16 protein-coding genes are annotated in these 19467 nt (G+C 45.4%); 14 read left to right on the top strand and 2 right to left on the bottom strand.

Annotation, left to right across the window (positions count from 1 at the left end):
• The first annotated feature begins 121 nt into the window (after positions 1-121).
• The 12 genes from GC093_RS12970 (at position 122) to GC093_RS35490 (ending at position 14292) form a co-directional block, all read left to right on the top strand.
• Entirely contained in the window at positions 122-1090 is a 969-nt protein-coding gene (locus tag GC093_RS12970; RefSeq protein ID WP_246314162.1) for an ABC transporter permease, read from the top strand.
• Positions 1091-1108: 18 nt separating this feature from the next.
• Positions 1109-2005, top strand: a complete 897-nt coding sequence (locus GC093_RS12965) for a carbohydrate ABC transporter permease (protein ID WP_171652283.1) — start codon at positions 1109-1111, stop codon at positions 2003-2005.
• Between the two features lie 110 nt (positions 2006-2115).
• Positions 2116-3801 (top strand): extracellular solute-binding protein, encoded by a 1686-nt coding sequence (locus GC093_RS12960; protein WP_171652282.1) that lies wholly within the window; start codon positions 2116-2118, stop codon positions 3799-3801.
• Positions 3802-3846: 45 nt separating this feature from the next.
• Complete coding sequence (locus tag GC093_RS12955) at positions 3847-5136, top strand: arylsulfatase (RefSeq protein WP_171652281.1); 1290 nt, start codon at positions 3847-3849, stop codon at positions 5134-5136.
• 64 nt (positions 5137-5200) lie between these two features.
• Positions 5201-6697, top strand: a complete 1497-nt coding sequence (locus GC093_RS12950) for a sulfatase family protein (RefSeq protein ID WP_171652280.1) — start codon at positions 5201-5203, stop codon at positions 6695-6697.
• Positions 6698-6748: 51 nt separating this feature from the next.
• On the top strand, positions 6749-8590 hold the full coding sequence (locus GC093_RS12945; RefSeq protein ID WP_171652279.1) for a DUF3604 domain-containing protein: 1842 nt from the start codon (positions 6749-6751) through the stop codon (positions 8588-8590).
• Positions 8591-8608: 18 nt separating this feature from the next.
• A complete protein-coding gene (locus tag GC093_RS12940) occupies positions 8609-9031 on the top strand; it encodes a sulfatase-like hydrolase/transferase (RefSeq protein ID WP_216624613.1) in 423 nt (140 codons plus the stop codon).
• Positions 9031-10398, top strand: a complete 1368-nt coding sequence (locus GC093_RS12935; protein ID WP_171652278.1) for a sulfatase family protein — start codon at positions 9031-9033, stop codon at positions 10396-10398. Before GC093_RS12940 ends, GC093_RS12935 begins: the two co-directional genes overlap by 1 nt.
• Positions 10399-10456: 58 nt before the next feature.
• Entirely contained in the window at positions 10457-11548 is a 1092-nt protein-coding gene (locus tag GC093_RS12930) for a glycoside hydrolase family protein (RefSeq protein ID WP_216624612.1), read from the top strand.
• Entirely contained in the window at positions 11545-13014 is a 1470-nt protein-coding gene (locus GC093_RS12925; RefSeq protein ID WP_171652277.1) for a sulfatase, read from the top strand. Before GC093_RS12930 ends, GC093_RS12925 begins: the two co-directional genes overlap by 4 nt.
• Before the next feature lie 226 nt (positions 13015-13240).
• A complete protein-coding gene (locus GC093_RS12920) occupies positions 13241-14164 on the top strand; it encodes a helix-turn-helix domain-containing protein (protein WP_171652276.1) in 924 nt (307 codons plus the stop codon).
• Positions 14113-14292 carry a hypothetical protein gene (locus GC093_RS35490; protein ID WP_216624617.1) on the top strand — a complete coding sequence of 60 codons (180 nt, stop codon included), beginning with the start codon at positions 14113-14115 and terminating at the stop codon, positions 14290-14292. The genes GC093_RS12920 and GC093_RS35490 overlap by 52 nt, the downstream gene beginning before the upstream one ends.
• Before the next feature lie 125 nt (positions 14293-14417).
• On the opposite strand, the gene GC093_RS12915 is transcribed toward GC093_RS35490, so the two are convergent.
• Positions 14418-15971: a cellulase family glycosylhydrolase gene (locus GC093_RS12915; RefSeq protein WP_171652275.1), complete on the bottom strand. Its 1554-nt coding sequence runs from the start codon at positions 15969-15971 to the stop codon at positions 14418-14420.
• 155 nt (positions 15972-16126) lie between these two features.
• The gene (locus GC093_RS12910; protein WP_171652274.1) at positions 16127-17083 is read right to left on the bottom strand and encodes an SGNH/GDSL hydrolase family protein; all 957 of its coding nucleotides are present in this window, start codon (positions 17081-17083) and stop codon (positions 16127-16129) included.
• Between the two features lie 236 nt (positions 17084-17319).
• Between GC093_RS12910 and GC093_RS12905 the strand changes: the two genes are divergently transcribed.
• Together GC093_RS12905 and GC093_RS12900 are read left to right on the top strand one after the other, a co-directional pair.
• Positions 17320-18333, top strand: coding sequence for an alpha/beta hydrolase family protein (locus tag GC093_RS12905; RefSeq protein WP_171652273.1), 1014 nt, complete (start codon positions 17320-17322; stop codon positions 18331-18333).
• A 79-nt stretch (positions 18334-18412) separates the two neighbouring features.
• Positions 18413-19276: an AraC family transcriptional regulator gene (locus tag GC093_RS12900; RefSeq protein ID WP_171652272.1), complete on the top strand. Its 864-nt coding sequence runs from the start codon at positions 18413-18415 to the stop codon at positions 19274-19276.
• Positions 19277-19467: the final 191 nt, after the last annotated feature.

Genomic DNA, 19467 nt, shown 5'->3' with positions numbered 1-19467 from the left:
GCATATGCATCTTGCTGGTGCATATCGACAATACTGACCGTTGCATATGCAGTCGTGCATTTCATATTGACGCTCCTGATCCTGTAAATCTATACTTGCGAAAAGAGGGGGTGAAACAAAAATGAAAGCGATTAACACACATACGGAATCTGTACTACACATGAAAAGGCCTGTTAGAAAAAAGTCAGTGTGGCTTCAAATGAGAAAAAGCTGGCAGATGTATGTCATGATCTTTTTACCTGTGCTTTATATTATTGTTTTCAAGTACATTCCAATGATTGATGCACAGATCGCTTTCCGTGATTACACGTTTACGAAAGGAATTTGGGGGAGCGATTGGGTTGGCATCAAAAATTTTGAACGTTTTTTTGGTTCGAATGAATTTGGTAGGGTATTAAAAAACACATTGGGTCTCAGTCTTTACCAATTAATTGTAGGTTTTCCGTTTCCGATTATACTCGCAATCAGCTTGAATTACGTCAATCATCAAGGTTTCAAAAAATGGGTGCAAATGATCACCTACGCGCCGCATTTTATATCGATTGTTATCATTGTAGGTATTATTATGCAGTTGCTTGAACCGAGAACTGGAATTGTAAACGTATTCTTGCAGTTTCTTGGAATGGAATCTATTAATTTTATGGGCGAAGCTCAATATTTTCAATCTATTATAGTTTGGTCAGGACTTTGGCAAAAATTGGGATTTAGCTGTATTATTTATATTGCCGCGCTAGCGGGAATTGACCCTATGCTGCATGAAGCGGCGGTCGTTGAAGGTGCCAGCAAATTGCGCAGAGCCTGGCATATTGATTTACCAGGAATTATGCCCTTAGCTATGATTTTACTCATACTAAACACTGGGCACATTCTGGATACGGGCTTCGAAAAGGTGCTGCTGATGCAGAATCCATTGAATATCAGAAGCGCTGAAGTGATCGATACCCTCGTCTATAAGATCGGTCTGGCTTCACCTGCGGCTGACTTTTCATACTCGACGGCCATCGGACTTTTTAAATCAGTGGTAGGGCTTGTATTGCTTGTTGCAGTGAATCAAATTTCCCGCAAATTAAAGCAGGAAAGCTTATGGTAAAGAATAAGGAGATGCGCAATGAAAGCTAAACGAATAGTTGAAACAGGGAGCGACAGGGTTTTTACTATCATGAACTATTTAATTCTAACCCTCTTTACAGTTTCTGTTCTTTATCCGCTCGTTGCCGTATTAAGCAATTCTTTGAGCTCGCCTGTAGCAGTAGGAGCGGGAAGAGTTTGGTTATGGCCGGTGGAAATAAGCCTGGAGGGATATTACAAGGTTTTTGAGTATAAGAAGGTGTGGATTGGCTTCGGCAACTCCCTTTATTACACGGCCATTGGTACGGCGGTTAACATTGCATTTACACTGTTGGCAGGCTATCCGCTGTCGAGGTCGGATTTTTTTGGGAGAAATATATTTATGTCCTTATTCGTATTTACGATGATTTTTCATGGAGGATTAATTCCGACTTATATGATCGTGAAAGAGCTCGGGCTGGTGAACACGCGATGGGCAATGATTATTCCCGGGGCCTTGGCTGTGTGGAACGTGATTATTACCAGAACTTATTTTAAAACTACCATACCGCACGAAATGCTCGAATCGGCACAGATGGATGGATGCAGCGACTTTCGATTCTTATTTCGCATGGCGATCCCCCTTTCTGCACCGATCATAGCGGTCAATGCGCTATTCTATGCAGTAAACCATTGGAACACTTACTTTCAAGCAATGATTTACTTATCCAATGCTAAATTGTTTCCCTTACAGCTTGTCTTAAGGGAGATTCTGGTACTGAGCCAAGTTACCCCGGATATGCTTGACCAGGTTACTGATGCCGCCAAGCTGGATGGAATGACCGATGTATTAAAATATACATTAATTGTTGTCTCTACGCTCCCCCTAATGCTGATCTATCCGTTCGTGCAGAAGCATTTTGTTAAAGGAATGATGATTGGATCACTGAAGGGCTGACACGAATAAGTATGGCGGTCCAAGCGGCATACAGCTGCAGTGGATCCTAGAAACTGATAGCTAAACAGTATAGGTGTAGAGGTAATCTAAATTTCAATGGAGGTTCATACATGAAGAAAATGAGTTTAATGGGACTAACGTTTGTTGTAGTGCTAAGCGCGTGCTCAACTGCAGTGCAGCCTGCCACGAGTGTAACACCACCCAAAGTGGAGTCGATTGTTACGCCTGCAGGAACTTTGCCGATAACCAAAGAAAAGACAACGCTCAAGGTTCTGGTTGAAGGTCGCCCGAATATCGATTTTGCAACAAGCTCAGCAACGAAATGGGTGGAGGAGCAAACGAATATTCATATTGAATGGCAGGTTGCTCCAGAGGGACCCGAATCACCAGTCAAGCTGAATGTGGTTTTGGCCAGCGGTGACTATCCCGATGTGATCATGAATTTCCATGTGACAAGTGCCCAGCAATTGAATTATGGGAAGCAAGGCGTATTTATACCCTTAAATAAGCTTATTGATCAATATGGTCCAAATACGAAGAAATATGTTTTCGATGCCTTCCCGGCAACTAAAGATGATATAACAGCTCCGGATGGCAATATTTATTCGTTACCGATTGTTAATGATTGCTATCAATGCTCGATGGGGCAGAAATTCTGGCTATACAAGCCATGGATGGATAAGCTTGGCTTGAAGATGCCGACAACCCCCGACGAATTATACAATGTATTGAAGGCATTCAAAGAGAAGGACCCGAACGGTAACGGGAAAGCGGATGAGATCCCGTTGTCAGGCTCTATCCAAGGCAACCATACGGGACTGGATGAGTTCATTATGAACGCCTTTGTCCTTAATCCTACACTGAATACAACATCCGGATTTTCCATTGATGATGCACAGCATATGTACGTGAATAATGGCAAGATCACCCCATCCTTTACCCAGCCGGGCTGGAAGGAAGGACTGAAATTTTTAAATAAGCTGTATGCAGAGAAGTTGATTGACCCGCAAGCCTTTACACAAAATTTAAAGCAGCTAAAAGCGTTAGGAGAAAACCCCAATATCCCGATTATGGGCTCTTCATCATCACTGGGTACTGGGCAAATTACCCAGTATGGGGGACCAAGCAACAGATGGTCTGAATATGTCGCTGTACCACCATTAAAAGGACCAAGCGGGCTGCAGGTTGCTCCTTACACGCCTAGCGCGACGAGTACGGGAGAATTCATCATTACCAAAGCAGCCAAGCATCCTGAGGTGGCTATGAGATTGGCAGATTTCTTGTATGACCCCGATGTGACATGGAGGCTGCAAAAAGGTGGAGAAGGCCTCAACTGGCGTAAACCATTACCAGGGGAAATGGGCGCCAACGGAAAGCCGGCGGAATTTGCCACTTTAGCTCCGATTGCTGAAGAAAAAAGCAATAACAATTGGTTACAGCGGGGGCTATTCGCTACTCCTGATTCCCAGCGTTACACAAGTGCAATTGATCCCAAGGCGCCAAAGCCGCTACCACTGATTCTCTTTGAAGCAACCAAAGACCTGTATGAGCCTTACAAACAGAAACCGGATACGCTGATCCCAATGTTGTTCATGGAAGCCGACCAAGGCAAGCAGGTTGTCGACCATTCGAAAACTATTGGAACCTATGTGGAAGAAATGTTTGCACGGTTTGTAACTGGCGATATGGATATCGACAAAGGCTGGGATGCGTATTTAAGCCAATTAAAGTCGATGAATTTGGATAAGCTTGTAGCCATTTACCAAACGGCTTACGATGCCAAAAAGAAAAAATAAACAAAGATTGTAGCTGATTGAAAAGCATAAGGAGGTCATGGTCGTATGTCACAACCCAATATTATATTCATACTGGCGGATGACCTTGGTTTTGGTGATTTAGGCTGTTATGGGCAAACACTCATTCAGACGCCATGTCTTGACCGGATGGCAGCAGAAGGCATGAGGTTTGCCAGACATTACTCGGGGGGACCGGTTTGCGGTCCCTCACGGGCTTGTTTAATGACAGGCCAGCACCAAGGAAACGGCTATATCAAAGGGAATCCACCGCAAGGCAATGATGAACCGTTACGACCAGAGGACACGACCCTTGCTGAAGTATTGAAGGAAGCAGGCTACGAAACGGCATGCATCGGGAAATGGGGACTCGGCAAAGCCGGAAGCACGGGATATCCGACTCTTAAAGGCTTTGATTATTTTTACGGCTATGATTCTCATAGAACAGCGCACAACTATTACCCTGAGCACCTGTGGTGTAATGACCAGCAAGTAAAGCTGCCCACAGGGGCATATAGCCACGATTTGTTTACCGAGGAGGCGCTTGCCTTGGTGCAGCGGAAGCGCGATCAGCCTTTCTTTATGTACCTCGCTTACACGCTACCTCACAATCCTTATAATCCGCCGGATGATGCTCCTTACAGCTCTATGGATTGGCCGGAAGAATATCGTAATTATGCAGCCATGATTACACGGATGGATCGGGATATCGGCAAGCTGATTGATATGCTCAAGGAGCTGAATATCGATGGCGAGACGATGGTGATCTTATCGAGTGATCACGGACCTGGCAGCGAATACAACCGCGAAGTTGCGGACATGGTTCGTTTCTTTCGCAGTTCGGGACCGTTTCGTGGCATGAAACGGGATGTTTACGATGGAGGCATTCATGTGCCGCTTCTAGTAAGATGGCCTGGGACGATACATCCAGGTGTGAGCGAGCATGTAAGCGCATTTCAAGACTTTATGCCTACATTAGCGGAGTTGGCCAGCGGCACTACGCCCGCAGGAATTGATGGCATATCGATGGTGCCGACGCTGCTTAACCAAGACGGCCAAAGGCAGCATACGCTGCTGTATTGGGAGTTTATCAATATGGGACCGATCCGCAAGAGCAGGCAGGCTTTGTTGGATGTAAGCGAAGGCTGGAAGGCTATTCGTATTGGAAGCAAAGGTAAGCTTGAGCTGTACCAATTGAATGACGATGCAGCGGAAACGAACAATAGAGCCGAGGACTATCCTGAAGTTGCAGCTCGGATGGAGAGCCAATTCAATTCTATCAGAGGGCCCAGTAATTTGTGGCCTCTGCCTGAATTAGGTGACCCGCCTATGGAGTAGGCGAAGGATGCCGAAGCGAGGACTGAATGCAATAACGCAATAACATACGGAAAGAGGGCTGACAATGAACACGCGACCGAATGTGCTTTATATTATGGCAGACCAATTTCACGCTGATTGTCTGGGTATTGCAGGGAGGCAGGTTCGGACGCCACAGTTGGATCAACTTGCCCATGAGGGCGTCATGTTCAAGCAGGCTTACTGTAATAATCCAATATGCGCCCCGTCCCGAACAACATTTATTACAGGACAGTACCCACATACACATGGCATACTGGGTAACGATATTTACGAAATGAACGACCGCAATGAGCATACGTTATCAGCAATGTTTCGTCGTACGGGCTATCAAACAGCACTGATTGGCAAGTCTCATATGATCGGTGCATGGGACCGGGAAGGGTTTGAATATTTACGTTATTGTGATTTGTGTGACTGTGACCGCAATGATCCGTTGCAGAATCACTATTTTAAATACTTGCACGATCTTGGTATTGCGAACTTATATGACTTGGGTACGATGAAGCCTGAGCATCCAGGCAGTCGTGTTCGTGCTTTTGAATCGATGATACCGGAGCAGCATTCCTTGGAAACTTGGACAGGTGATGAGACGCTGCAGTTTTTAAAGAATAGAGATGAACGGCGCCCGTTTTTTGCCCATATGAGCTTCCAACGTCCTCATGAGCCCTATACGGTTCCATTTGACAGTGGTTTGTTATACGATCCTGACTCCATCCAGCTACCGAGCGGAGTGATTGACCTGTTCGAACGTAAATTTGCAGGAAAACCGGAAATAATGAGAAAGCTTGCAGACACTTTTGGAGGCATGCCGTATATCCCGGAGAGTGAAGCTGACTTAAGGCGACAGCTTGCTTTTTATTACAGCCTGATTACTCGAATTGATGAGCAGATAGGAAGAGTGCTCGATCATTTGAGGCAGACGGGAGAATACTATAACACGACTATTATCTTCACCTCCGACCACGGCGATTTTGCAGGGGATCATGGGATGGTTAATAAAAATATTGGCATCTACGAATCGATCCATCGGATTCCATTTATATTAAAGTATCCTGGAGGACCATCAGGGCTAATGAAGGCCGGCATTATGGAGAGCGTCGATATGTTCCCGACGTTATGCGAGCTTTGCGAAGTGCCGATACCGGATGGGATTGACGGTAGAAGCTTGAAGCCTGTTATTGAGGAGAATTTGCCGGGTAAGCTGTACACCGTTTGTGAATGGTCGTCTCCACGATACGAGGTTAATGTAAATGCCATTCGTACGGACCGGTACAGATTAGTCTATTATGGCCAAGGGGAGGGCGAGCTCTACGATCATGCTAACGACCCCGATGAGTTGGATAACTGTTTCACAGATCCAGTTTATACGACCGTTCGTTTGCAGCTGCAAGAGCAGCTTATCGACCATATCAACCAATATCATACAAAGTCATCAACTGCCAAATCCAAAGCAGTAAGCCTTAAAAGCCGCAATACGATGACTCGGATGGTTCATACAGGCCAGCGGAATTGGGATGAAATCAAGCATTTGTATCGATAATTACAAACGAATAGTAGAAGCGGATACAGTTTCCTGAAAGGGGATTTCTATATGGGACTGCATGTTACAAATAATGCTCAGGCGCATTGTTCTGCACACCGGCAATTTGCTTATGTATTGACTTGGCTGCCAGAGAAAAACTACGTTCCTGGGACCGAAGTGGAGCTTCGGGGCGGTTTATTTCGCCAATATTATGAATGGAAGATTCATCATATTGAGATGGAGCATGCTGAGGTTTTATTCAGTCCAACGGTAAGCAAAGCCGGACCTGATTTGTTCCAGAATCGCAAACAACGCATTATTTTGAAAGTAAGGCTCTTGCAGATGATACGCAAAGGCGAGCCCATATCCATCAAGCTTACGGCGACTCCTTCTCTTTATGCCGCAATGGATTTGGATTTGGATATCTGGATTAGGGAACCGTTATCCATCTGGGCTGATAAAGGAACAGAGCTCAATCCGCTGCTGAAAGAGATGGAAAAGGGATGCAGACTAAGCGTTCAAGCTGGACCTGTAGAACGATTTTCTGTGTATTCGCATCCCATAGCTGGAGCTAATGGAAAGGTAAGAACTTGCCTAGTTCCTGAAGACCGCTACGGGAACCCCTCTCATTTCGAGAAGCCTGTAACGGTCAGGTGGTCGTGGCTGGCTGATTCTGCATCTGTAACTATGCTTCACTCCGAAATCATTGAATTAGATGCGCCAGAGCAAGTGGAGTGTTTGACGGTGTTTATCCCAATGAACGAATTATCGATCCACGAGAATATTTCCAACGGACTCGTTGATAGAGAGGATCTGGTTGTTAAAGGCAATCCGGTTCTTACTGGAGAGAAGCAGGGGTTTCTTCCCGCATTCGGTGAAATCCATTGGCATACGGAGGAGGCAGCAGGCGCTGATGGCGGACGCCCTATGATGGAAGCGTTTAGATGTGCGCGGGACGATTTAAATATGAATTTTGCCGCTCCCAGCGACCACGATCCTGCCGGATTGGAATGGGATCAAACCGTGTGTGTAGTTGATTCTTATAATGATGATGATAGCTTCGCCACTTTATATGGGTGGGAGAATTCCACGAATCGTGGGCATGAAAATTACTATTTCACCGATCCGAACCATCCAGCGGTACGTGGCGGCAAAGCGGGATTCAAGCCTGAAAACCTGGAAATGGCCACAAGCCAGCTGGATACGTTTCAAGATTTTATTGCGATACCCCATCATACCAACAGTAATGCGACTTTAAAAAAAGAAGGTATTCCCGGCTGGCATCAATATAACTGGTCCGAGCCCCGCGAATATAGGCGGCTGGTTGAAATCGTGCAAAATCGCGGTAATATGGAAAAAAACGATTATACAGACGTTTGGCGGGGCTTATCGCATAACCTGAACGCTTCTGTACAGGATGCGCTGAGGATCGGCCATAAATTAGGTTTTACAGGTGGGACTGATAACCATACGGGCTGGCCTGGACGTGTTGTCTATGAGAACGCCAAAAGTGTCATTCTAACCGGAGTGTGGACGGAGCGCGTGGAACGACGTCATATATTCAACGCTTTATGGAGCCGTTGTACTTGGGCAGTCTGCGATACGCGGGCGATTGTCTGGTACACGATCAATGACGTATTGATGGGCGGCGATGTTCAGCTTGCGGAAGGCGAGGAGATGACAGCGCATATTCAAATCCATGCCGAGGCTCCTTTGCAATCCATTGAAATTATTTCAGAAGGCAGGACAGTGTGGTCCGCATCCTCCTCTTCTCCAATTGTAGATCTGCTAGTGCCGCTAGGTAAGGTGCAGCATACGACCCATTATTACCTGCGGGCGATGCAGCGGGATGGCGGGTTCATGTATGCGAGCCCCATATTTATAGAGAAGCTAGATGTTCTCAAACCATAGAGAAGGGAGGCTAGCATCGTGGAACACTGCAAACCCAATATTGTATTTCTATTAATTGACGATTTAGGCTGGAAAGATGTCGGATTTATGGGCAGCACTTATTATGAAACGCCTCGTATGGACCAATTGGCTGGACAAGGAATGGTATTCAACAGCGCTTATGCCAACCCGAACTGCTCTCCAACCCGTGCTTCGCTGATGACTGGATTGTATACACCCCGCCATGGGGTCTATACGGTTGCTTCTCCGGAGAGAGGGGCAGCACATTTGCGAAAGCTGGAATTGTACGATCTGGAAACGGACATGGGTGAGAAACATAATCTTGTTGAAGAGCTGCCGGAACAGACGGAAGAGCTGTATCAGCTTATGCTGAATTGGCGTGAAGCCGTCCAAGCACCGGTGCCGGTCGAGCTCAATCCGGCATATGGAGCGAAGTGCTGATGGCTAACACGATCTTGTTGATGTCGGATGAGCATAACCCAATGATTTCTTCTGTATACGGGCATCCTTTTATCCAAACGCCCCATATGGAGCGAATGGCAGCGTATGGGACGATGTATCGAAATGCTTATTGCCCGTCTCCCCTTTGTTTACCTTGCCGCTCTTCATTCATGTCAGGAAAGAGAGTCCATGAGCTTCAGACGTATAACAATTGTCTCATGAATGTGAAGAAAGAGCAGCTTACCTACGGCAAGGTCTTAGCTGATCAAGGCGTCCATTCCGTTTATATCGGGAAAGTGGATGTGTATGACCGAGGCGAGAATCTGGGATTCTCGGAGCTGTTTCAGCCCAGAGATCGCAAATTCCCTGGGGATGTCAATATTCAAAGAAGTCCGCTAGGGATTCGCCACGGAGCAGAGGCAAAGGGGAACAATTATGGCGTTCGAGAGGATGCATTCGACAACGATATCGCGAAGGTCGATCAGGCCTTACAGTGGTTAGCTTCTTCGGCGCCTAAGCTCGATTGCCCATGGGTCCTTACGGTGAACGTGGTGAACCCGCATCCTCCGCAGTGGAATACGCAGGAGTTCTGGGATATGTACCCGGAGGGTGATCTGCCCAAATACGGCACCGAGCAAGCTTCGGCAAATCATCCTTACGCAAGAGATTTGCGCGACCACTTTAACTGGGATCTATTCACTGAAGAACAAGTACGGGGGCTGAGGCGAGGCTATTATGGTAACGTTAGCTTCGTTGACCAGCAGCTAGGAAGGCTTATCGAATATTTGGAGCGTTCCGGGCTGGCGGAAACTACCAATTTGCTCTATGTCTCCGATCACGGAGAAATGCTTGGCAAGTTCGGGATGTGGTTTAAAAGCTCCATGTTCGAGGATTCTGTCAGGGTTCCTTGCCTGGCAATGGGTCCTGACTACAGGGCGGGTGCTATTGTGGAAACGCTGGTTGATTTGCTGGATGTGCAAGCGAGTTTATTCTGGTCAGCGGGCGCATCGAGACCGGCAGATTGGGTGGGAACCCCGCTGCAGGAAATCCCAGACAACGATTCAGAGCGAATCGTATTCTCTGAATATCATGGACATGGCACCCGTTCGGGTGCTTACATGATCCGCAAAGGTGATTGGAAGCTGATCTATAACATGGATGCGCCGCATCAGTTGTTTCAACTGGCTGAAGATCCCGATGAGCTGTGCAACGTGTTCACACAGCATCCTAGGCATGCGCAGGAATTGGAGGCGGAGCTGAGGAAAATTTGTACACCTGAGCTGGAAAATGCAGCAGCGCATCAATTCGAGCAGCGGCAGATCGAGAGCCTCGGAGCTGGTGATGGTAAGGGAGTAAATAATGGATGAGCGTTGCAGTCTGCCCTTTGATTGGGGATAACGAAATAGCAGAAGGGAGAGTTGAACGATGAAGGAATCTTTTATTAAAAATATGCAGCCAGCCCCAGTCGGTGGGGGATTTGAAATGGATAACTACTGGATTTGGTGCGGCTCCGTCATTCAAGGTGAGGATGGCAAATATCATATGTTCGCATCCAGATGGTCGATGGAGGTAAGCTTCTGGCCTTACTGGGTGACCAATTCCGAAATCGTGCGTGCGGTTTCAGATACGCCAGAGGGCCCTTTTGAATTCGCAGAGGTGATCCTCCCGTCACGGGGTCCTGACTTCTGGGATGGGATGATGACGCATAACCCTACCATTCACAAAAGCGGAGATACTTATTTGCTGTATTATACCGGAACGACCTACAGTGGAGGGATGCCTGATGTACATTCTCAAGATATATGGGGCAATGAAAAAACAGCAGAGGCCAGGCGCAATCAGCGTGTTGGATTAGCAGTCTCCCATTCCATTACAGGACCATGGGAACGATTTGACGAACCTATCCTTCAACCGAGAACCGGCAAATGGGACGGTCTTATGACGACCAATCCTGCGGCATGCGTACTACCGGATGGAAGTGTGATGCTGGTGTACAAATCGACCGGTGATCAATTGGATCGTTTGCGGCTTGGCATTGCCAAAGCAGATCACTATCGCGGTCCCTATGTGCGACTGAGAGAGGAGCCGATCTTTCAGTTTGATGAAATGGGGGATCATGTGGAAGATCCTTATATCTGGTTTCATGATGGAAGGTTCCAGCTGATCATGAAGGATATGGAAGGCGGGATTTGCGGTGAAATGCATGCCGGTATTCATGCGACATCCTCGGATGGCGTTCATTGGGAGGTTTCGAATCCCCCTATGGCTTATTCCCGCAGAGTTCAATGGGATGATCATACCGAAACGGTTCAAGGTTCCCTCGAAAGGCCGCAACTGCTCATCCAAGACGGGATTCCTACCCATTTCTATGCTGCCACCGCAAACTGTGGAGGGGTCTATGACCTTGATAACCCTGCGACCAAGACCTGGACGATAGCTATTCCATTAATGCAGTCTCACGATTCCTTGGACACTTCGTCCAGCAATCTGCCCTTAAGCAAAGGAGGAGAATCATGAAAGCCATTGTCGTATTGATTGATACCTTAAACAGGCATTCGTTATCGGTTTATAATCCTGAAACCTTAGTACAAACACCGAATATTGAACGATTTTCGCATAAGAGTGCGGTATTTACCAACCATTGGTCGGGCTCCCTCCCTTGCATGCCGGCAAGACGTGATATATTCACGGGAAGACTAAGCTTCCTGGAGAGAGGCTGGGGAGGGCTGGAGCCTTTCGATGTCACCTTGCAGGAGCAATTGACGAAGAATGGGGTGTTCTCCCATATCGTTACCGATCATTATCATTATTTCGCAACTGGTGGAGAAAATTATTGCCAGACGTTTACAACGTGGGACTTCCATCGGGGACAAGAATTCGATCCGTGGGTGTCCAGGGTGAAACCCGCCGTGCTGCCTTCTTCTTATCTCGGTCGGGTTAACAATCAATATGAATTAAACCGGCAAAAACTCGTTAATGAAGAAGATTATCCAGGACCACGCACTTTACAAGCAGCTTGCGACTGGCTGGAAAACAATCATAACGCGGATGATTTCTTTCTTATGGTGGAACCGTTCGACCCCCATGAGCCATTCGATTGTCCGCAGGAGTATTTGGATTTATATAAGGATACGTATACGGGTCCACGCTATAACTGGCCCAATTATGGCGTGAATCCGGAGACACCTGAAGCGACGGAGCATCTCCGCAACCGGTACGCCGCTACATTAACGATGGTGGACCGTTGGTTTGGCAAGCTGCTCGATAAGATGGATCAGCATAACCTATGGGAGGATACCCTTGTTATTTTGACTACCGATCATGGTTTCCTGCTTGGTGAACATGATTGCCTGGGGAAAAATGTGATGAGCGTATATAACGAATTGGCACATCTTCCGCTAATGGTCCATCTTCCCAATAACCGCGGAGCAGGAGAGCGGATCGACGCGATTACGCAAAATATAGATCTGATGCCTACGCTGCTGGAGCATTTCGGCATCTCCATACCGCAAGAAGTTCAAGGCCATACCCTAATGGAGTTGCTAGAGCATCGTACTGATCGAATCCGTGATGTGGCTTTGTATGGCTACTTCGGTATGGACATTAATATGACAGATGGGATGTATACTTACCTTCGTACAGCAGCGCGAGAGGATAATCAGCCTTGCAACCTGTATACGGCATTGCCGACAGCCTTTCGCAGCTTTACCAGAAGGCCTGATATGAACGAAGTGGAAAGCGGCAGGTTTCTTCCTCATACGAATTATCCTGTATTCAAATTCCCTGCTGGGGGCAGTGGGCCGGAATTAGGCCATAAAGCATTGGAAAGAAAGACGGTATTGTTCGATATTCAGAATGACTATTTCCAAACAAAGCCGCTAACAGATTCTGTACTGGAAGCGAAGATGGTGAAAAAAATGATTCAAGCCATGAAGGAAGCCCAAGCACCAGAGGAGCAATATGCTCGCCTCGGGTTCATCTGACCTGCTTTACTCGATCTTTATTGCGGATGAACCTAATCCGATATACAAAAAGAACTTGAGGCTGGACCTCAAGCTCTTTTTTATAAGGATAGCAAAGATAGTTTTCAGCGAAGTTCAACCAAAGTGGAAATGGATAATCAGTCCTTGATCCACATTTTAACGAAATGACAGCCCTATAAGCGTGAAAGGAGTGGTTAACATTACATCATTAAACTTTCCTAATCATATGGACAAAATATCGGTAAAGCTTCGTTGGTCTGATCATTACAAATATTCACCTCAGCTTATGCATGTCAGCAGACCTTCTAATCCTCATAGCATTTTTTGGATCATTCTTGGAGGGAATAGGGAGCTAAGTATCAATAACATAACCTACGAACTGTCAGAGGGAGACTTGGTTTGTATCCCTCCTCACTGCCAAAGAACGGATTTAAGTATCACAGGTGACAAGGATATGGAGTATTTAGTCGTTGGTTGTGATTTTAAAATCGGTTCATTCAATTTGCTGGATTGGTATCGATTTCCTGTCGTTTCGACGGTTATGGATTCAGAGGATTGGGAACAAATCCAGCGTTTATGGTATCAATTGGATGTTAGTGGGAGATCCCTCCTGCATGAGTTTATAACAACAGATGACCCCACTTATGATGAATCGCAATTTAAAATGTTGAATGTGCATCAAACGCTAATAAATCTTCGTATTAACGCGATACTTTCAGAATGGCTGGAGATCATCATGAAGAACGTCATGCCTGTCATACCTGTCATGCATGGTCTGCCTAATGTTATTGATGAACGAATCAATCGCGCTTGCAGTTATATCGATACGCATCTTGCAGAGAAGCTAACGATTAAGATATTGGCCGACCATTCCTTTCTAAGCCAGAGCCAGTTCCAGCTGTTATTTCGCAAATCACTGGGGATAAGTCCAATGAAATATATACAGCAGCAACGATTCGAATATGCTTCGCAGCTACTGTTGTCAACAAACAAGGCGATCAGAGAGATAGGGCAGTCGATAGGCTTTGACGATCAAAGACACTTTAGCATTTGGTATAAGCAGGCTTGCGGTTTAAGTCCAACGCAATATCGCCAGCAATGGTGTGGACCGGAGCAGGGGCACACGGTTTTGCCAAGAAAGACGGTATAAATGGCTATTTTCAAACAAAGCTTATAAGTGATTCTACACCAGAAGCGGAGATGGCGGGGAAAATGATTCAAGCCATGAAGGAAACCCAAGCTCCTGAGGAGCAATATGTTCGCCACGGGTTCATCTGACCTGCTTCACCCGATCTTTGTTGCGGATGAACCTAATTCGATATACAAAAAGAACTTGAGGCTGAACCTCAAGCTCTTTTTTATAATATCAGTGGAAATGGATAATCAGTCCTTGATCCACATGATCACGGCCAATAAGTTATTTGCATATCAGCGATTTGGTTAGCAAAGTTGGGTGTTTGGGTTAGTTCAACCTTGATATATTCGGTACCGACAGGCAAAGGGGCCGTAGGGGTATAATAGGCTACTTTCCAACCAGCTGCTGTAGCGACTGGCGTTGATTTCGTTACATTTATATTTTCCCAGTCTACATTGTTGCCGGATACGTAAAATTTGATGCCGCTCGTTTGGTTGGTGCCGGTGGTGAAATTGTTATTGGAATAAATATGAGCTTTAAATTTTCCAACCCCTGGTGCTTTATAAGTGATATACCCTGTACCTTGACCAGTAATAAGTGTGGCCCTATAAGCATCTCCTTCAAAATTGTTGCAATTGGCTGGCGAGCATGCTGGAGTTATTTGCATGTTAGTAGAGAAGTGTACTTTGGTAAGATCACTTAAAGAATCATCTATAAGAGAGCTTGGTTTCCAAAAGTAGTTTTTGAATTTAGCATCGTTGACAAACTTATAGAAATCTGGAACAAACTCGGAATCGTCTCTTCCTGCGCGGAAATTTATCCAGCTTATTCCGCCGCCTTGCTCAGGTAGATCAGCTTGCTCTAGATTTTGTCCATGAAACAATTTACCATCAATTTTTTTAACTGAAGTGTCGCCGAAATAGCTCCATTCCGTATTCATGACTGGATAAACGGCTCTAAGGGCGTTTATAGTGACCATATCATCCGTATTATAAGTGTGGAAGGAAACCAAATCTTTATTGTTTGACCAAATAAGCGGCCTATCATTACCAGTCGTACCTTCATTGACTTTTTGAGTAAATCTGGTAACTACGGGATTCATACTCTCTTTGGCGACAGCAAACGTAAGACTCAGGATAGGTGTATCTGGTGCGGCCTTTCTCATAATTTTATAAATATCTGCTAGGTTTCCGGTAGTATTAGGATGAGTAGCATCGTCATAGTTGTTTGCGTTGAAATTGACCGGCTCGTTGGTAATTTCATAAATAACATGTGTTTCACCTGCGAATTTTGCTGCTGCTTTAGTCCAGAATGCTTCTAAATATGGTTTGCTATAACTTCCCGGTGCATCACCTGGTGTGATAATGACGTACATGCCATTTCTTGCAGCATGGTTGACCATTATAGTCAAATGCCTTAAATTTCCATCAATCGTCCAAGCTCCATTGTATTCAGCACCACCATGGGGGTTATCATTCAAATAAGTACAATTACTTGTATCATTTAAAGAAGCATCATTAACATATCCGCGTTCATCCCAGTTCGTAACGCGAATCGCATTCAATCCGGCGGCTTTGGCTCTTTTCCAATAATTCTCGTCCTCGAGAAGTACAGTATTAGGACTGTTCGGCCAGCATTTTCCATACCAGCCAACACCGGCGCGAATAAGCTGATGGTCGCTTGTTTTCAAGGTTTTGTTCGTGGTGCTGGTAGGGGTAATGCCCTCAACAAGTGGCCGTCCAGGTGCTTCTGCGAACACACTAAGCGAAAAAATAACTGAAAAACCCAATAATACGGTTAATAAGCTTAATATCTTTTTCATTTAAATCTCCTCCTTAATAGAATGAGTTGTTATCACTTGCACGAGTGCTCCTTTCTGAAAAGAAATTCAATCCTAGCTTGATATTAATTTATGTAAGCGGTCTCGTATATTCATATTCCGATGATAAATGTGCGAAATCCAACGAAATTACGGAACTAAGTACCGAAATTCCTAAGGATATTCATAGCCATATGAAGAAAGGCTTCGTCTGTGGGATGTACGTTATCATTGAACATAGAAGGGAGATGTGGAACTAAGGTTAGCCCATCAATTATGCGTACAGTGGGAAAGGGGCTGCACTCTTCAACGATCACTTTACTTATGTCTGGCAATGAACCAGTGTCGCGTTGCTTGTGTATGTTCTGTGTCCATATGGGCGTTATCACGAAGATCGGTATTGCGGGAAATATGGAAACTAATTTCTTCATATAGCTCGCGCAATTTTCACGAAATTCAGCCATGGTGTTACATTGTACCCAATCATTAACTCCATAAGCAACAGTGATCAGTTCCGGTAAATAGGGTAAATGGATATCCAGAGATGCTGCATTAAAAATAGTTCCACCCACGCCTTGATTCAACAACTGCATATCCAAGAAATTTGAAATCAGTACAGGGTATGTACTGGCAGGGTGCTTGGCATGTAAGCCTTGTGTGATGGAATCCCCCAAGCAGAGTATCCGATGCTTCCGGGGTGGAATTGATTCCACTGCAGACTCTGGGGAAAACACCAAATCATGAAGCACAAGATCTGCCGTATGCGGCAAATAAATGGCTATCGAGCGCATGCCCTCATACTCCGGCAATACAAAAGTACTCACATGTGAGCCTAAGTTTACCTGTTCATAACCTTCACTTGAGATCCAAATACCATCGACAAATAAATTAAAATAAGCAAACTCTCTTATCTTATCGATGATCGTATACGATAAACGAATCCAGTTAGCATCAGTCCGAAAGGTAAGCCCTACACCTGCAGGACATCGACTGCGTAAACTATGAACGTCGCGTTTATCATGTTCTTTCAACTGATCTTCTGTGAACCGTAAGGGTTTCCATCCGTCTTTCGTCTTGTTGGCTGTCAAATGGTTGAACGCCCAATTATCCATCATTCCGCTCCCCTACTTTCACCTCAACTTGTGTTCTGCTTCTATATGATCATTTATTCGATATATTAGGATAGTTCCCTGCTGTGGCTTTCTAGCTTTTTGTATGAGAACCCACCTGTGAGGTATCAATAGCACCTAGATAACTTGGACACAGAGATTGCACATGAGGTACACTACTAGTTATAAGGGATGTTCATATGAAGTATGAATTCGATTACAAATCGTAGGAGGGATTTTTTGTGTGGAACCCGGATGAGTATCTTAAACATTTATATGAAAGCATGCGTCCCGTTGAAAGCTTTCGTGCGGACTCGCAGCTGGAATGGGAGGAGTGGAGAGGGCGTTTACGCAAACAGTTGGTTGAACGGCTAGGCGGTTTTCCCGTTGAGGTGCCAAGTCTTTCACCGATTCTGCTTGAATCGGAGGACTGCGGAACGTATATCCGTCAGCGCATTCAAATTCAGACCTATCCACGACTCTATATGCCCATCTATGTCCTTATCCCAAAAGAAAGCAAAGGCCGTCTTGGAGCAGTTATCGCCTGTCACGGTCACGGATACGGTAGTAAGGATATCGTGGGTTTAAACCCCGATGGTACGAAAAAAACGGGAAATCCAGGGTACCAAAAGAATTTTGCCGTCGAACTGGTCAATCGAGGTTTCCTTACCATCGCGCCCGAATTGTTTGGATTTGGAGACCGTAAGCTCCAAGAGGACGCCCAGGCAATGAACTCCTGCCATAGGTTATCTACCTTTCTCCTGGCAATAGGCCAAACGATGGCGGGGTATCGAGTTTTTGAGACGTTGCGTTGTGTGGACTATATACTTACGCGTGAAGATGTTGATGCGGAGCGTATAGGATGTATGGGCATTTCTGGTGGAGGTCTTGTTTGCTCATTTGCTACCGCCTTAGATGATCGGATTTCTGCCGCTGTTGTAAGCGGGTTCACTAACACCTTCCAAGCCAGTATTTTATCTATGCATCATTGTGTGGATAATTACGTCCCTGGATTGTCAATTGTTGCGGAAATGCCTGATCTGCTGAGTCTGATCGCTCCTAAGCCTTTGCTCATTGAAGCGGGAACGCGAGACCCGATTTTCCCCGTTCACGCCACTAAAGAGGCATATGAGAAGCTTCAAAACATTTATCATTTAGTGGATGCCGTTGATAATTTGGAATTAGATCTATTCGAGGGTGAGCATGAAATATCGGGTAAGCTCGCTTATGAATGGTTTCGTCATGTGTTGGCATAATCATAAACATGCTTGTGGTATATTATAGATTCACATAATTTATGAAACAAGTATAACGATGATCCTAGGAGCGGGGCATATGAGTGAATTAAGGGACTCTCAATTACAACTGCTTTGGACAGCGCGTATCGATTATTCAACAAGCAGTCGAGTAGAGCCGCATCAGCATAATGATTATGAGCAGTTGCTTGTTATTTTGTCTGGTGATGGCGAGGTATGCATTGGGGAGCAGCATTACACGATGAAGGAAGGCTCAGCGTATTTGTTATTGCGTGGGGTATCACACAGCTTTCAATTTAAGAGAGATACGATAACTCTGGATTTTAAATTTCGATTGTCCGACTCCAGAATCATGGAGGCCCTAGGCTCTGCTGAACCGTATTGTATATGCAGGGGCACGGAATTAACGGAGATCAAGCAGTGGTATAAAATGTCGCTTCAGCAGATGAGAAATCCGGTGTCCGTTCACCCCTTACGGATCGAAGCAGGCTTCAAGAGCACATTAGTTTCCCTGCTGCTGAGCGGAGCTGCCGTTCACGCGAGCCCTTACGCTGCATTACCTTCGGTAGATGATAATGAGCCACTCGTACACTATTTGAAAACAAACTTTGCCGAAAAAATTACACTTGATCTTCTAGCGAAGCATTTTGGTTTTAATCGGAACTATTTGATCAAAATATTTTACGATAAAACGGGTATTACGCCCATCCAATTTCTGCAAGCCATCCGTTTGGAAAAATCCAAGGAATATCTTGAGTTTACGTCACTATCGATATCTGAAGTAGCTGATAAGGTAGGATGGACGCTGCCGTACTTCAGTAAAATTTTAAAAAAACAAGTAGGTCTATCCCCGTCCCAGTATCGGGATTCATTACTTAATGCGGTTGGAAAGGACATTATATTGGAGCACGATTTTTTAAATGAGTGGAGAATTGTGAGATAGGCCTTCCTTCTGCAAATGCGGAAAGAAGGCTTTTTTGCGTAAAAGGTGAGGAATGACAAAAACAAGTGAGTATTAGCCATATCCGAGGTTTATGTGTTTCTTTATAATATTAGAAAGAATAATTGCCGAAGCGTTTAAGCTGCGCAATGAGCATAAAGGCGACATGTAATGATTGATTGTGAAACGAACGT

The sequence above is a fragment of the Paenibacillus foliorum genome (assembly GCF_013141765.1).
Classification (GTDB): domain Bacteria; phylum Bacillota; class Bacilli; order Paenibacillales; family NBRC-103111; genus Paenibacillus_S; species Paenibacillus_S foliorum.
This window is presented reverse-complemented; position numbering and strand designations above follow the sequence as displayed.